Source organism: Allobosea sp. (assembly GCF_030695125.1).
GTDB lineage: Bacteria > Pseudomonadota > Alphaproteobacteria > Rhizobiales > Beijerinckiaceae > Allobosea.
In genome coordinates this window covers 53,549-68,123 of the sequence record NZ_JAUYTP010000085.1, presented here as the reverse complement: position 1 = coordinate 68,123, position 14,575 = coordinate 53,549, and the positions used below count along the sequence as shown (strand labels likewise).

The 14,575-nt window shown below is 69.0% G+C and carries 14 protein-coding genes; 5 read left to right on the top strand and 9 right to left on the bottom strand.

Annotated elements, in window-relative coordinates; translation table 11 throughout:
- The first annotated feature begins 41 nt into the window (after positions 1–41).
- Positions 42–1,640, top strand: coding sequence for a gamma-glutamyltransferase family protein (locus tag Q8S38_RS24500; protein ID WP_305682929.1), 1,599 nt, complete (start codon positions 42–44; stop codon positions 1,638–1,640).
- Positions 1,641–1,771: 131 nt separating this feature from the next.
- On the opposite strand, the gene Q8S38_RS24495 is transcribed toward Q8S38_RS24500, so the two are convergent.
- The 9 genes from Q8S38_RS24495 to Q8S38_RS24455 all read right to left on the bottom strand — a co-directional run bounded on the left by Q8S38_RS24495 (position 1,772) and on the right by Q8S38_RS24455 (position 10,313).
- The gene (locus Q8S38_RS24495; RefSeq protein WP_305682928.1) at positions 1,772–2,116 is read right to left on the bottom strand and encodes a Rid family hydrolase; all 345 of its coding nucleotides are present in this window, start codon (positions 2,114–2,116) and stop codon (positions 1,772–1,774) included.
- A gap of 94 nt (positions 2,117–2,210) precedes the next feature.
- Positions 2,211–3,359: an NAD(P)/FAD-dependent oxidoreductase gene (locus Q8S38_RS24490; RefSeq protein ID WP_305682927.1), complete on the bottom strand. Its 1,149-nt coding sequence runs from the start codon at positions 3,357–3,359 to the stop codon at positions 2,211–2,213.
- Positions 3,356–4,804, bottom strand: a complete 1,449-nt coding sequence (locus tag Q8S38_RS24485; protein ID WP_305682926.1) for an FAD/NAD(P)-dependent oxidoreductase — start codon at positions 4,802–4,804, stop codon at positions 3,356–3,358. Before Q8S38_RS24485 ends, Q8S38_RS24490 begins: the two co-directional genes overlap by 4 nt.
- Positions 4,801–5,097, bottom strand: coding sequence for a (2Fe-2S)-binding protein (locus tag Q8S38_RS24480; RefSeq protein ID WP_371125966.1), 297 nt, complete (start codon positions 5,095–5,097; stop codon positions 4,801–4,803). The genes Q8S38_RS24485 and Q8S38_RS24480 overlap by 4 nt, the downstream gene beginning before the upstream one ends.
- Positions 5,090–6,223 carry an NAD(P)/FAD-dependent oxidoreductase gene (locus Q8S38_RS24475; RefSeq protein WP_305682924.1) on the bottom strand — a complete coding sequence of 378 codons (1,134 nt, stop codon included), beginning with the start codon at positions 6,221–6,223 and terminating at the stop codon, positions 5,090–5,092. The genes Q8S38_RS24480 and Q8S38_RS24475 overlap by 8 nt, the downstream gene beginning before the upstream one ends.
- Before the next feature lie 5 nt (positions 6,224–6,228).
- Positions 6,229–7,029: an ABC transporter permease gene (locus Q8S38_RS24470; protein ID WP_066723403.1), complete on the bottom strand. Its 801-nt coding sequence runs from the start codon at positions 7,027–7,029 to the stop codon at positions 6,229–6,231.
- A 163-nt stretch (positions 7,030–7,192) separates the two neighbouring features.
- Positions 7,193–8,059 carry an ABC transporter permease gene (locus Q8S38_RS24465; protein ID WP_305682923.1) on the bottom strand — a complete coding sequence of 289 codons (867 nt, stop codon included), beginning with the start codon at positions 8,057–8,059 and terminating at the stop codon, positions 7,193–7,195.
- Complete coding sequence (locus Q8S38_RS24460) at positions 8,056–9,099, bottom strand: ABC transporter ATP-binding protein (protein WP_305682922.1); 1,044 nt, start codon at positions 9,097–9,099, stop codon at positions 8,056–8,058. The genes Q8S38_RS24465 and Q8S38_RS24460 overlap by 4 nt, the downstream gene beginning before the upstream one ends.
- Before the next feature lie 176 nt (positions 9,100–9,275).
- Entirely contained in the window at positions 9,276–10,313 is a 1,038-nt protein-coding gene (locus Q8S38_RS24455; RefSeq protein ID WP_371125962.1) for an ABC transporter substrate-binding protein, read from the bottom strand.
- 123 nt (positions 10,314–10,436) lie between these two features.
- On the opposite strand from Q8S38_RS24455, the gene Q8S38_RS24450 reads away from it, so the two are divergent.
- The 4 genes from Q8S38_RS24450 (at position 10,437) to Q8S38_RS24435 (ending at position 14,560) form a co-directional block, all read left to right on the top strand.
- Positions 10,437–11,369, top strand: coding sequence for a LysR family transcriptional regulator (locus Q8S38_RS24450; RefSeq protein WP_305682921.1), 933 nt, complete (start codon positions 10,437–10,439; stop codon positions 11,367–11,369).
- Positions 11,370–11,558: 189 nt separating this feature from the next.
- Positions 11,559–11,876, top strand: a complete 318-nt coding sequence (locus Q8S38_RS24445) for an ArsR/SmtB family transcription factor (protein ID WP_305682920.1) — start codon at positions 11,559–11,561, stop codon at positions 11,874–11,876.
- Between the two features lie 33 nt (positions 11,877–11,909).
- Positions 11,910–13,313, top strand: coding sequence for an NAD(P)-binding domain-containing protein (locus Q8S38_RS24440; protein ID WP_305682919.1), 1,404 nt, complete (start codon positions 11,910–11,912; stop codon positions 13,311–13,313).
- A complete protein-coding gene (locus Q8S38_RS24435) occupies positions 13,313–14,560 on the top strand; it encodes an MFS transporter (protein ID WP_305682918.1) in 1,248 nt (415 codons plus the stop codon). Before Q8S38_RS24440 ends, Q8S38_RS24435 begins: the two co-directional genes overlap by 1 nt.
- Positions 14,561–14,575: the final 15 nt, after the last annotated feature.

The window sequence follows — 14,575 nt, the reverse complement described above, 5'->3', positions numbered from 1 at the left end:
CGCGCGCCGGCCACTCAAGAGCCGCTGCGAGGAGACCGACGATGGATGGCCGCCGCCCGACGATCCAGTCCCGCCACGGCATCGTCGCCGCGGCCCATCCGCTCGCGGCCCAGGCGGGCGCGCGGCTGCTGATCCAGGGCGGCAACGCGTTCGACGCCATCGCCGCGACGGCAGCGGCGCTCTCCGTGGTCGAGCCCTTCATGTCGAGCCTGTCGGGCATGGGCTCGGCGACGCTCTGGTCGGCGGCGGAGGGCCGCGTCAGCGTGCTCGACTTCGTGCCGCCGATCCAGAAGAGCTTCCCGGCCGAGCGCTTCACGCAGCGCAGCGATCTCGAGCGCGGACCCCATGCCGTGGCGATGCCGGGAAACCTCGCCGGCTGGTGCGAACTCGTCTCGCGCCATGGCCGCAAGACGCTGGCCGAGGTTTTCGCCCCAGCGATCGCGCTCGCCGGGGACGGCTTCGCCCTCTCGGAATTCGGCGTCGCCGAGTTCAACGAACAGGCGCCGCTGCTGGAGGCGTGGACGGAGCTCTATCCCGGTTTCGCCGCGACCTATCTGCCCGAGGGCGGCCCCATCCGGGTGGGCCAGGTGCTGCGCCAGCCCGATCTCGCGACAACATTTGCCGCCATCGCGGCAGAGGGGCCGGATCATCTCTATCGCGGCGCGCTGGGGCAGCGCATCGTCGCCCATCTGCGTTCGCTCGGCGGGCTGATGACGATGGAGGATCTCGCGGCGGTGGCGCCGCGCTGGCGCGAGCCTTTCGCGGCCTCCTATCGCGGCCTCACCGTCCATGTGCCACCGCCGCCCTGCGAGGCCTTCCAGTTCCTGCTCAGCCTGAAGATCCTCGAGGGCAGCGATCTCGGCGCCCTCGCCAAGGACGGGCCGGAGCATCTCGACCTCGTCTTCCGCGCAATCCGGCTGGCGGCCGGTGTCCGCATCGCCGCCAACAACCCCTCGCCCGATCGCCTCGCCGGGATCTTCACGGAGGATGCGCTAGCCGCACTGCGCCAGCGCCTGACCGACGGCGCGCCGGTGGAGGGCCCGACGGAGCAATGGACGCCGCAGCCGGGCGAGGACCCGGCGCATACGACCTCGTTTTCGGCGGCGGATTCCGAGGGCAATCTGGTGTGCATCACCAACAGCCTGGGCAGCCCCTTCGGCAGCGGGATCGTGGTGCCGGGCACCGGCGTCTGCCTCAACAATTTCCTGTACTGGTCGGACGTCCAGACCGGCAGCCCGAACCGCTCGAAGCCCGGCGACGAACTGCCGATGTGCATGTCGCCCAGCCTGTCGACGCGGGATGGCCGCCCCGTGCTCGCGCTCGGCACGCCGGGCTCCTACGGCATCATGCAGACGCAGACCCAGGCGATGGTGCAGCATCTCGATTTCGGGCTGCCGCTGCAGGACGCGATCGAGGCGCCGCGCGCGCGGCTCTGGGACGGGCGGGCGATCGAGGCCGAGAACCGGATCGCGCCCGAGACCCTGGCCGAGCTGCGCCGGCGCGGCCACGCCATCACCGCCTTCGACACGGGCTGGACGATGCGCTGCGGCGGCATGCAGGCGGTGTCGGTCGACCCCGTCACCGGCGTGATGACCGGCGCGGCGGACCCGCGCCGGGATGGCTATGTCGTGGCGGTTTGAGCGATACCAATAACGCGCCGTCATCCCGGACGCAGCGAAGCGGAGATCCGGGATCCATTCCTGAACTGTTCCGGAATGGGTCCCGGGTCACCCTGCGGGCGCCCGGGACGACCCGCGCTTCAAGTCGGCCCTCAGCCGCGGCTGGCGGTGCAGACGATCTCGATCAGCGCGCCGCCGAGATCGGCGACGCCGACGGTCGCGCGGGTCGGAAGCGCGTCTCCGAAGAACGCGGTCCAGACCGGGTCCATTTCCTTCTTGCCCGGCAGATCGGTGACGAAGATGGTCGCGGCGACGATCGCCTTGCGGTCGAGCTCGACCTCGCCGAGATAGCTCTCGATCTTGGTCAGGATGTTCTGCGTCTGCGGGCCCATCGACTGGGTGATGTCGTCGGCGATGCAGCCGCCGACGAAGACGAGGTTCCCGGCCTCGACGACGCGGTTCTGGATCGGGGTCTTGATGTGGCGCTTGATGGTCATGTCTTCTCTCCTGGGGTGAAAGGCTGTGGTCGTCATTGCGAGCGCAGCGAAGCAATCCAGGGCAGCAGCGCACGGCGGCCCCTGAATTGCTTCGCTACGCTCGCAATGCCGGCTGGTGTGACGACGGCGCGAACCGCGCGATGCCGAGCCCGTCGATCGGGACGTTGCTCGAGCCGGTGGCGATGATCTCGGCCATGACGGCCCCGGCGCCCGGCCCGAGCTGGAAGCCATGGGCCGAGAAACCGAACTGGTGGTAGACGCCTTCATGCCGGGCGCTCTTGCCGAAGACGGGCAGATCGTCGGGCATGCGTGCCTCGATGCCGGCCCAGGCACGCAGGATCGGCGCCCCGCGCATGATCGGAAACAGGTCCCAGACCGTCCTGGCATTGGTGGCGAGCTTGCCCCAGTCGAGCACGGTGCGGTTCTCGTCGCGGATGGCGCGACCGAGATAGCCGCCGCCGATCAGCACGGTGCCGTTCTCGAACTGCTTGAAGGAGAGCTTGCGCTTGCGCAGGATCACCACCGGCTTGATGAAGGCCGGCATCCGGGCCGTGATCATCAGCATCGGCGCGATGACCTCGAGCGGCACCGGCTCAGCCAGATCGGCAGCGATGCGGTCGGCCCAGGCGCCCGCGGCATTGACGATGCGGGAGCTGAGAAAGGCGCCGTGATCGGTCTCGACGCGCCAGTTGGCGCCGTCGCGGGCGACGCGGGTGACACGCACGCCCTCGCGGATGTCGGCGCCGAGGCTCTGGGCCTTGCGCTTGAAGGCCTGCGTCGCGCGCAGCGGGATCGCCGCACCGTCGCGGCGCGAGACGACGCCGCCGGGGCAGGCGTCCGAGACGGCCGGCACGAGGCGGCGCAGTTCGGCCGCGTCGATCAGCTCTTCATGGTGGAAGCCGCGCAGAGTCAGGTCGTCGACGCGGGCGCGGCAGTTGCCGAGGTCTTCCTCGTCCTCCGCGACCAGCACCTGCCCGTCGGAGGTGAAGCCGCAATCATCGTCGACGAGGTCGCCGATGCGGTGCCAGAGCGCCATCGAGGTGTTGGAGAGCGGGATCTCCGCGACATGGCGCGCGAGCTGGCGCACACCGCCGGCGTTGACGCCGGAGGCATGGCGGCCGGCATGGTCCTTCTCGATCAGGATGACCGAGAGCCCGCGCATCGCGCAGTGCAACGCGGTCGAGCAGCCATGGATGCCGCCGCCGATGACGATGACGTCGGCGCTGCGGCGCCCTTCGCTCACCGCACCACCGCTTTGATGGCGGCATCCGTCGGCGGCAGGGCCGCGAGTTCGGACAGCGTCACCGGCTTCACCGGCGGGCGCAGCCGGTAATAGCCGGTCTCCTCGGCCGAGACGCCGCGCTCCTGTGCGATCAGCTCGACCACGGTCGGGCCGCAGAGGCGACCCTGGCAGGGGCCCATGCCGCAGCGCAGGAAGGCCTTCATCTGGTTGGGGCCGGTAACGCCGAGGCGCCGCGCCGTGTCGCGGATCTGGCCGGCGGTGACCTCCTCGCAGCGGCAGACGATGGTCTCGTCCGCCGGGGGCGCGAGGAATTGCAGGGCCGGGCGATAGAGCAGGTCGAGGAAGCGGCGCCCGCGCAGGCTGCGGGCGAGTTCGGCCTGTGTGGGGGCTGCCTTCTCGTTGCGCTCGGCCTCCGAGAGCCTGCCGAGCCGGTGCGCGGCGTCGAGCGCCGCGATCTCGCCGCGCAGCGCCGCGCTCTCGGCGCCACCGATGCCGGCCCCATCGCCGGCAATCGCGATGCCGGGGATCGAGGAGGCGAACCAGCCGTCCACCGTCGGCGTCCAGCAATGCTGGACTGTATCGAAGTGCTGCGCGCAGCCGGCGGCGTTGGCGAGGTTGATGCCGGGGATGACGCCCTGATGCAGCAGGAGCGCGTCACAGGGGATGGTCTCGGTCGCTCCGCCCCGCGTCACCGTCACGCCCGTGAGCTTGCCGGAGCCTTCGGCCGCCAGCGCGGTGACGCCGGTTTTGAACGGCAGCTTGCCCCGCGCCGTGGCCATGAGCTTCAGGCCCTTGGCGAGATAGGGCGAGCGCAGGAAATCGGGAAACGCGGCGATGGCGGCGAGCCAGTTGCGGCGCGGCGTGGTGTCGAGCACCGCGACGATGGTGGCGCCGGCCGCCGCGAGCTGGCCGGCGAGCAGATAGAGCAAGGGACCGCAGCCGGCGATGACCGTGCGGCCGCTCGGCACCAGGCCCGAGGCCTTCAGCGCGATCTGGGCGGCGCCCGCGGTCATCACGCCCGGCAGGGTCCAGCCCGGAATCGGGAAGGGCCGCTCCTGCGCGCCCGTCGCCAGGATGACCTGACCGGCGGAGATGAGCCGGGCCTGGCCGCCGAGCGAAAGGCCGAGTTCGACACCGCCCGCCTCGTCAGGCGCGACCGACCAGACCGTGCAGCCCGGCGCATAGGCGGTTGCCGTCGGCTTGAGCCGGTCGACCAGCGCCCCGCCCTTCCAGTAATCCTCGCCGAGAACGGCGCGCGGCGTGACCGGCGTCGTGGTGATGGCGCGGTAGATCTGGCCGCCCGGCGCGGGGTTCTCGTCGGCCAGCAGCACGGAGAGGCCGAGTTCGGCCGCGCGCGCCGCTGCGGCGAGCCCGGCGGGGCCTGCGCCGACGACAGCGATGTCGTAATGCTCGGCGACCTCGCCGATTGTTTCGATCGTGATCATGATTGGGCCCCGTCGGGATGGCGGCGCCCGGCCTGGGTTTCGATCCGCATGCCCTCGCGCAGCGGCACGAGGCAGCCCTGGCGGTTGCCGACGCCGTCGATGACGACGAGGCAGTCGAAGCAGACGCCCATCATGCAATAGGGTCCGCGATCCGCGCCCGAGACCGGCGTCTGGCGGCAGGCCTGGATTCCGTTGGCCAGCAGCGCGGCCGCGACCGTGTCGCCGGCGCGCGCCGTCAGCGCGCGACCATCGAAGGTGAAGCCGAGCGCCTCGGCCGGCTTCGCCTCATGCATGGGCCGGAACATGGAACCTCCGTGCGGAAAAGGCATCGAGCGTGTCCGGCAACCCGCCCGACAGGATGGCGGGGGCGAGCGTCAGGACGTGGTTGGCGGCGAGCGTCACGCCGGAATGGCAGGTGACGACGAAGGCACCGGGATGGCTGAGCGACTGGTCGTAGATCGGGAAGCCGTCGGGGCTCATCACCCGCAGCGCCGACCAGGAGCGCACCACGTTCAGCCCCGCCAGCCGCGGGAACATCCGAACCGCGCGCTCGGCCATGACCGAGAGGATCGGCTGGCCGACCACGGTGTCGAAGCCGCGATCCTCCTGGCTGTCGCCGATCATGATGCCGCCCTCGTCGGTCTGGCGGATCGTCACCATCGGGTTGTGCAGGAAGGCGTCCGTCTTCTCGGTGACGATGATCTGGCCCTTGCTCGGCTTCACCGGCGCGTCGAGCCCGACCATGGGCGCGAGCCGCGCATTGCCGAGCCCCGCCGCAAGCACGACCTTGCCCGCCGCGATCTCGCCGAAGGCGCCCTTCAGCCGGAAGCCGCCCGCGTCCGAGGTGATGCTGTCGACCGTGCAGTTGGGGCGATAGTCGACACCGCGGCGTGCGCTGGCGTCGCGCAGCGCCCGGAACAGCTTGAGCGAATTAACATGGCCGTCGAGCGGGCTGTAGACCGAGCCGACCACATCCTTCCCGATGTCGGGCAGACGGCGCTTGGTCTCGTCATGATCGAGGATCTCATAGGGGAAATCACTCAGCGACATCTGGTTGTGCAGCCGCTGCATGGTCTGGCGGCGCTGCTCCAGCTCCGTTTCCGAGAGGCAGAGCATGAAGCCGCCGGGCTGGCTGTGGGCGACGTCGATGCCGGTGTCCTCGTGCAGCACGTCCGCGAGTTCGTGCCATTGCTCGGCCGAACGGCGCGACCACATCGCATAGTCGGGCATGCCCAGCCCCTTGGACTGGACCCAGACCAGCGCGAAATTCCCACGCGACGCGCGGAAGGCGACATCGCCCTCGTCGAGCACGGTGACGCGGGCGCCGCCGCGCGCCAGGCCGAGCGCCATGGCGCCGCCGACGACGCCACCGCCGACGACGACGATGTCGGCTTCCGATGACAATGCTGAGTTCGTCACGTCTGTCAGCCCTTTCCGGATCCGACGAAGAGGCGGTCGAGCCCGAACAGCCGGTCGAGCGCGAAGAGCAGGATCGCGGTCATCGCGATCAGGCAGGCGGAGACGGCCGCGATCAGCGGGTCGATGTTGTCCTGGATGTAGAGGAACATGCGCACCGGCAGCGTCACGGTCGCCGGCGAGGCGATGAACACGGTCATCGTGACCTCGTCGAAGGAGTTGATCGCCGCCAAGAGCCAGCCGGAGACGACGCCCGGCAGGATCAGCGGCAGCGTCACCCGGCGGAAGACCGTAGCCGTGCCGGCGCCGAGCGAGATCGCAGCATGCTCGATGCGCCGGTCGATGCCGTAGGAGGCCGCCAGCACGAGCCGCAGCGCAAAGGGGATGACCACGATGATATGGCTCAGCACCAGGCCGACGAAGGTGCCGGAGATGCCGATCTGCGTGAAGAAGCGCAGGAAGGCGATGCCGAGCACGACATGCGGCACCATCAGCGGCGACATGAACAGCGCCGTGATCGCCTCGCGTCCGGGGAAGCGGTAGCGCGCGATGGCGAGCGCCGCCGGCACCGCAAGCCCGATCGCGATGGTCGAGGACAAAGCCGCCAGCCAGAGCGAATCGCGGAAGGCCCGGATGAACTCGGGATAGTCGAAGATCGCCCGGAACCAGCGCAGGCTCGGGCCGCGCGTCGGTAGCGAGAGATAGCCCTCGGGCGTGAAGGCGACGACGCAGACGATCAGCAGCGGCGCCAGCATGAAGACGACGAAGAGCCCGTGGAAAATCAGCGCGGGGATGCCGTTGCGTCTCATGGAAGGGTTCCTTCGATGAGGCTTTCCAAAGCCCTCATCCTGAGGAGCGCCGACAGGCGCGTCTCGAAGGATGGTCCAGTGATCTCCGGAGCCTCCTGAAGCATCCTTCGAGACGCCGCTTCGCGGCTCCTCAGGATGAGGGCTGGTGTGTTGGTCTGGTCCCTCATTCGAACACCTGTGCGTAGCGGCGCTCGATCAGGCGGTTGGAGCCGACGGTGATCAGCACGAGCGCGACGAGCAGCAGCGTCGCCACCGCGGCGCCCAGCGGCCAGTTCAGCGTGTTCAGGAACTCGTCATAGGCCAGCGTCGAGGCGACCTTGAGACGGCGCCCGCCGATGATCGCCGGCGAGGCGAAGGCGCTGGCGGCGAGTGCGAAGACGATGATCGAGCCCGAGAGGATGCCCGGCACGATCTGCGGCAGGATCACGCGCCGCCAGATCGTGATGCGGCCGGCGCCGAGCGAGAGCGCGGCATTCTCGATCTGCGGGTCGAGCCGCTGCAGCGAGGCCCAGACCGCGAGGATCATGAAGGGGATCAGCACATGGATCAGCGCGATGACGACGCCGGTCTCGGTGAACATGAATTCGAGCGGCGTCTTGATCAGGCCGAGCGCGATCAGGCCCTGGTTGACGAGGCCGGTCGAGCCCAGGAGCAGCGCCCAGCCAAGCGTGCGCGCCACGACCGAGACCAGCAGCGGGCCGATGATCACGAGCAGGAAGGCGCTGCGCCAGGCCGGCGACATCCGGTTGAGGATATAGGCCTCGGGCACGCCGATGACGATCGCCGCCAGCGTCACCAGGAAGGCGATGCGGAAGGTCCGCATGAAGATTTCGAAGAAGTAGGAATCGGTGAAGACCTCGATCCAGTTCTTCAGCGTGAAGTCGGGAACGATGCCCTTGTACTGCCCCCAGTCGTAGAAGGAGAGCAGCACGGTCATGCCCAGCGGGATGATCACCAGCCCGAGGAAGACCAGCAGCGCCGGCCCGGTCAAAAGGAAGGGCGCGTTGCGCTGCGTGACGACGCCGCTCATGCCGCCGCTCCGGCGGGCAGGATGGCCGCGTCGGCGGCCGAGAAGCGCAGCCGCACCGTCTCGCCCTCGGCGGGAACCGCCTCGCCATTGTTGCCGCGCATCAGGCAGAGCACCCCGGCGGCGCTGTCGGCGCTGAACTGCCAGTGCGCGCCCTGGAAGATGCGGCCGGTGATGCGGGCCTCGAGGCCGGGCTCGCCGGCTTGCGCGAAGGTCAGGCGCTCGGGCCGAACGGCCAGTTGCAGCGGCCCCTTGCCGGCGCCCGGCAGGGCGAGGGCGAGCCCGCCGATAGTGACCGCGCCCTGCCCGTCGCCGGTGGCGGCGAGCACATTGGTCTTGCCGAGGAAGCTCGCGACAAAGGCGCTGGCCGGCCGGTCATAGACCTCGTGCGGCGCGCCGATCTGCTCGATGCGGCCATGGTTCATCAGCACGATCCGGTCCGAGAGCGCCATCGCCTCGTGCTGGTCGTGGGTGACGAGGATCGTGGTGGTGCCGATCGAGCGCTGGATCTGGCGCAACTCGCCCTGCATCTCCTCGCGCAGCTTGGCGTCGAGATTGGAGAGCGGCTCGTCAAGCAGGAGCAAAGCCGGCTTGATCACCAGCGCGCGGGCCAGCGCGACGCGCTGCTGCTGGCCGCCCGACATGCGGCGCGGATAGCGGTCGGCGAAGCCCTTGAGGCCGACGAGTTCCATCGCCTCCCGGGTGCGCTGATCGCGATCGGCCCTGGGCACGTCGCGCATCTCGAGCCCGAAGGCGATGTTCTCCGCCACCGTCATATGCGGGAACAGCGCATAGCTCTGGAAGACGATGCCGAGACCGCGCTTGTTGGGCGCCACCGACACCAGATCGGCCCCATCGAGCCGGATGCCGCCGTCGTCGACCTCGACGAAGCCAGCGATCATCTGGAGCGTCGTGGTCTTGCCGCAGCCGGAAGGGCCGAGCAGGGAAATGAATTCGCCGCGTTCGACGGAGAGGTTCATGGCGTCGACGGCAGTGAAGCCGCCGAAGCGCTTGGTCAGGCCGTCGAGGACGAGATGGGACATGGGACTTTCGAAGGTTTCAGCTCAAAGATCGGGCGTCATGGTCGGGCTTGACCCGACCATCTCTGAACGCCTGGGACGAGATGCCCGGGTCAAGCCCGAGCATGACGGTGGCGATGTGCTCGTCACGAGATTCTCGGGTCGCCGCGTCGCGGCGCCCGAGAATGACGGACGGAGCCTTACCGCTCGATCTCGCGGTTCCAGCGCTTGGTCCATTCCTCGCGCTTGGCGTTGGCGATGTCCCAGTCGACCGCCTTCAGCGCCTTGACCTCGTCGCCATAGGGCAGGCCCTTCTGCTCGTCCTTGGTCAGGGTCACGGTCGTGTTGGCGGGGCCGAAGCCGGCGCCGATGGCCATGATCTTCTGGATCGCGGGCGAGAGCATGAACTGGATGAAGGCGTTGGCCTCGGCTGGGTTCTTGGCGCCCTCGACCGGGCAGGCGGCCACGCCGAGCGCGAAGCTGCCTTCCTTCGGATAGACGAAGGCGACCGGGAAGCCGGTGTCGGCAAAGGCCTTGACGCGGCCCGAGCCCCAGACGCCGAGCACGGCCTGGCCGTTCTGGAACAGCTCGGTCATCTTCGCCGGGGACGGCTCATAGGCGATGACGTTCGGGTTGATCTCGTCCTTGAAGGTCTTGAAGCCCGGCTCGATATTGGATTCGCCGCCGCCGCCGATCTGCGCCATCGCGATCAGGGCATGCAGGCCATAGGTGTTGTTGATCGGCGGGGTGACGATCTTCTTGCCGTAGGTCTTGGACTTGAGATCGTTCCAGGAGGTCGGGGCCGGCCATTTGTTCTCGGCGAAGACCTTGGTGTTGTAGAACAGGCCGGTCGCGACGAGGCCGAGGCCGACGCCCTTGTTCGACTTGAACTTCATCACCGGGGCGACGTCCTTGTAGACGGGGCCGTCGGTCAGCGTGCCGCAGAAGCCGAGCGCGACCGCCTGATAGGCCGGGCCGTCATCGACGATGGCGACGTCGATCTGCTGGTTGCCCTTCTGGGCCTGGAGCTTGGCGAGGGTGTCGGTCGAGTTGCCGGCGACGTACTCGATCTTGACGTTGGCCTGCTTCTCGAAGACCGGAATGACCTCCTTGCGCATGGTCTGCTCGTAGGACCCGCCATAGCCGGCCACGAACATCGTCTTCTGCTGCGCCATGGCGGCGCCGGACGTCGCCAGCGCGGTGGTCGTCAGCAGCAGTCCAACCCAAGAGAACTTCATGAACCCCTCCTCATTTTTGCGAGTGATCCGTGAAGGTTCTGCGACAGATTGTAACGGGTCAAATCGAATGAATCGCGCAATCCATACCGAAATGTTATGTCTCGGTTTTGCCCGTCGGAAACCATGCTGAATCCCCGTCAGATCGAAGCCTTTCGAACCGTCATCGTCACCGGAGGGGTTACCTCGGCGGCAAAGGCGCTGAATATCAGCCAGCCGGCCGTGACGCGATTGATCCATGATCTGCAATATGTGCTGGGGCTGACGCTGTTCGAGCGGCGCGGAACAAGGCTGGTGCCCACCAACGAGGCGCTTTCGTTATACCGCGAGGTCGAGCGCCAGTTCGTCGGGCTGGAGCAGATTCACAATGCCGCCCGCAACCTCCGCGATGGGCTGTCGGGCAGCCTGCGCATCGCCGCCCTGCCGACCTTCAATGTCGGCTTCCTGCCGCGTCTCGTCGCGGCCTATATGAAGGACAAGCCGGGCCTCGACATCGCGATCTATGGCAGCATCTCGTCGCAGGTCGTCGACTGGGTCGCGACCGGCTTCTGCGATATCGGCTTCGCGCAATACCCGCTCGACTTTCCCCATATCGATGCCGAGCAACTGCCCTCCGTGGCGGCCGTGGCGGTGGTGCCGGAAGGCCACCGACTGGCGGAGAAGGCGGTGATCGAGCCGCTCGACTTCGTCGGCGAGCCCTTCGTCTCGCTGGCGGGTTCGACGCAGTGGCGCTACCGCACCGACGCGCTGTTTTCAGCCGCCCGGGTGACGCGACAGATCCGCGTCGAGACGCCGCTCTCGATGATCGCCTGCTCGCTGGTCGCCTCGGGCGCCGGAATCGGCATCGTCGATCCCTACACCGCGGCCGAATATGGCGGTCGGGGCATCGTCGTGCGGCCCTTCCATCCGAAGGTGCTGTACGATGTCGGCGTCGTCTGGCCGGCCGGACGATTCCGCTCGCCCTTGGCGCTGGGCTTCGTCGAGTCCGTGGTCGGCGCCATGCAGCATCTGGCCGACAGCGAAGACGCGCACCATCCCGGTCCAGTCCTGTCTCCCTGACCACGGCATCAGCCACCGGGAGGACAGGACGGATAGGGCGGCGATGTACGAGCCGGCGCGCGCCCGACTGCTCCACGGCAATGCGCGGCGATTCTACCGGTTCTGACGGGGCGCCAGCCGCGACTCTTTATATCGATAAAACCGGAAATATCGATTGACGACCGCTGCGTCGTCGGACATGCTCGCGGCATGGAAACGATCATCGCCGCATCGCGACTGGAGGCACTGGGCAACCTGACCCGGCTTTCGCTCTACCGCGCCCTCGTCCGCGCCGGCCATGGCGGTCTCTCGGTCGGGGATTGCCAGAGCAGGCTGGGCATCGCCCAGTCGACGCTCTCCTTTCATCTGAAGGCGCTGATCGTGGCCGGACTGGTGACGCAGGAGCGGCAGGGCCGCACCCTCGTCTGCCGCGCGAATTTCGACGTGATGAACGGCCTCGTCGCTTTCCTCGTGGCGGAATGCTGCCGCGACGAGTGCTGCGAGACATCCGACGCCAGCGCCGCCTGACGGCGCCGGCGTTCACTGGAGAGGAGGAACGACATGAGCCAGACCATCGCCATCATCGGGGCGGGACCGGTGGGCCTTGCGGCCGCCGCGCATGCGCTCGAGCGCGGGCTCGATCCGGTCGTGCTGGAGAAGGGGACTGCGGTCGGCCATGCCGTCCGACACTGGGCGCATGTGCCGATGTTCTCCCCCTGGGCCTTCAATGTCGATGCGGCAGCCGAGCGGCTGCTGAAGACGGTCGGCTGGACGCGCCCGGACGGCGCCGCCTATCCGACCGGCGGCGACCTCGTGGCGCGCTACCTCGCCCCGCTGGCCGCCGTGCCCGCATTGCGCGACCGCATCCGCCTCGGAACCGAAGTCCTCGCCGTCTCGCGCCGCGGCTTCGACAAGGTCCGCACCGCCGGGCGCGAGACCGCGCCCTTCGCGCTGCGCTGCCGCGCCGGCAGCGAGGAGACGACGCTCTTCGCGGACGCCGTCATCGACGCCTCCGGCACCTGGTTCTCGCCCAATCCCGCCGGTTCGGGCGGGCTACCCGCGATCGGCGAGATGCCGAATGCGGACCTCATCCGCTACGGCATGCCGGATGTGCTCGGCGTCGATCGCGCGCGCTATGCAGGCCGCAGGGTCGCCGTGCTCGGCGGCGGCCATTCGGCTGTGGGCACGCTGACCGCACTCGCCGCCCTTCCCGACGCCCCCACGGCGACGGCCATCACCTGGCTCTATCGCGGAGCCGATGTCGCCAAGGCTTATGGCGGGGGGGCCGCCGACCAGCTGTCGGCGCGCGGCGAACTCGGTCTGCGCATCGCGCGGCTCGTCGAGAGCGGCCGCCTGATCGTCGAAACCGGATACCGGCTCGACCGCATCGAGCGCCTCGCAGCCGGCCTGCGGCTGATCGCCGATGACGGCCGCACTGTCCCGGTCGACGAACTGATCGTCGCCACCGGCTTTCGGCCAGACCTCGGCCCGCTCAGGGAATTGCGGGTCGCGCTCGACCCGGCGCTGGAATGCCCGCCGGTCCTGGCGCCGCTGATCGACCCCAACGAACACTCCTGCGGCACGGTACGCCCGCATGGCGCAGCCGAGCTCGCTCATCCCGAGCCCGGCTTCTACATCGCCGGAATGAAGTCCTATGGCAGGGCCCCGACCTTCCTGCTTGCGACGGGCCATGAGCAGGTCCGCTCCATCGTCGCGGCGCTCGCAGGCGACCACGAGGCGGCGCGGCGGGTCGAGCTCGTGCTGCCGGAGACGGGCGTCTGCAGCGCCACGCCGGGCGGCGGCAAGGCGGGCGGCGGCAAGACGGCTGCGGCGGGCTGCTGCGGCGGGCCGGCTCCGGCCGCCAGCGCCGCCTGCTGCGCCGACGACTCGCAGGCGAAGGAAGCCGGCCAGACCGGCTGCGGCTGCGGCACGGCCGTACGCGAAGCGGAGCTGACGACGGCCTGATGACGACCCTGCCCACATCGCTCCCCCAGCCCGCCGCGCGCGGCGGTCTGGGTCTGATCCTCGCGCTCGGCGTCACCCAGGTCGCCGGCTATGGCGCGCTGTACTATGCCTTCGCCGTGCTCGCCCCCGAGATGACCAAGAGCTTCGGCTGGGCCCCGGAATGGACCTATGGCGCCTTCGCGGCCGGCTTGCTGGCCGGCGGTCTGGCGGCTCCCTTTTCCGGCAAGCTGATCGACCGTTACGGCACGCGGGCGATGATGAGCCTGGGTGCGGTTCTCGCCGCCGGATCGCTCTACGCCCTGTCTCAGGCGCGCGAGCCTGTGAGCTTCTACGGGGCCATGATCGTGCTCGAGACCGTCTCGACGCTGGTGCTCTATGACGCCGCCTTCACCGCGCTGACGCAAGCCGAGGGCGCGGGCGCGCGGCGTGCGATCAGCAAGCTCACCCTGATCGGCGGCTTCGCCTCGACCCTGTTCTGGCCGCTGACCACGGCGCTGCTCTCCGTCTACGATTGGCGGGCCATCTACCAGATTTACGCGCTCGGCTATCTCGCCCTGTGCCTTCCCCTGCATCTCGTGCTGCTGCCCGCGCGGGGCGGCCCGAAGGCTGTCACAGCGCATGCCGACAGGCCAAACGACGCGCCGGAAGCCTATCTTGTCGGCTCGGCGCGAACCCGCGCCTTCCTGCTGCTGGCCCTGGCGTTCTCCCTGCAGGGTTTCGTCATGTCGGCGATGTCGGTGCATATGCTGACGATGCTGCAGGGACTGGGCCTCAGCGGGGCGCTCGCCGTCGGCATCGGCGCGATGGTGGGCCCCTCGCAGGTGGCCGGACGGCTGGTCGAAATGCTGTTTGGCACCAATCTGGAGCCGACGACGACGGCCTGGGTTTCGGCGACGCTGATGCCGATCGGCTTTGCGCTGCTGCTGGTCAGCGGCACGACGGCGACTCTCGCCGGGCTCTTCGCCATCGCCTATGGCGTCAGCATGGGGCTGAGCTCGATCGTGCGAGGCACGGTGCCGCTGCGGCTCTTCGGCCCGGCCGGCTATGGCGCGATGCTGGGCAAGCTCTCGGCACCAGGACTGGCCATCCGCGCGGCCGCGCCGGTGGCCTTCGCGGTCATGGTCGAGCGGGCCGGGCTCATGCCGAGCACGATCCTGCTAATCCTGCTCTCGGGCGCGGCGGCTGCCGCGCTGTTTGTGCTGTCACGCTACCCCGTCGCGATGACGCCCGCCCCGGTCGAACGCTGACCGGGGCGAAGCGCA